Here is a 663-nt window from a genome sequence, read left to right on the forward strand (position 1 = left end):
CGTTGTAGCACATTTTGACAAACACGAATCAAATATCTAAAACACCCAAACTTCCTCTGATTTCAATCTACAAAAACGTAGGAATTTAAATCATTAATAAGGAAACTATTAAATATTTTGAGAGGACAAGTGCATACGGTCTGATTCAAGATAGTAGTGATGCGGAAATGTATTCAAGTGAAATGGAAATATTGAATTTGGAGCAAAAGACAGACAAATTCAAAAACACCAAATGGAATAGATTTTTAGCTAAAACTGTTTATAATCCGTCATTTGATGTAACCTTATTTTGGAAAAAAATTGGAACATATAAATTGACCGAATTAAAAGCAAAAATTAAAACTTGCATCGAGAAAGATGATGACATTTTAACCCAGTTTGTTGAGGCTGATTTTTTAATGCATAAAGTTGAACATTCAACCGATTTTAGTGAATTAGTTAATAATCTGAACAAATATTGCATTGAAGTAAAGGACGAGGAAATTATTTGGAAGGAAAATGATGAATGGAATAATAAAAAATAAAAACGTGCTACAACAATGTATAACCGCAATTACGGCGGATTCGACTACGTCCGAATCCACTCGGAATTGCTAACGCCTGTGCTAAACCGAAAATTAACGCATATTAACCCGTAACTGACGGTTATACGAGACCGTTGTG

General features: G+C 32.6%; 1 protein-coding gene. It reads left to right on the forward strand.

Translation table 11 applies throughout. The features are described from left to right. Positions 1 to 197: 197 nt before the first annotated feature. Entirely contained in the window at positions 198 to 524 is a 327-nt protein-coding gene (locus tag ACY2RX_RS14595; RefSeq protein ID WP_490104717.1) for a hypothetical protein, read from the forward strand. The last annotated feature ends 139 nt before the right edge of the window (positions 525 to 663 follow it).

It is taken from the genome of Polaribacter sp. 2405UD43-2, from assembly GCF_058147125.1.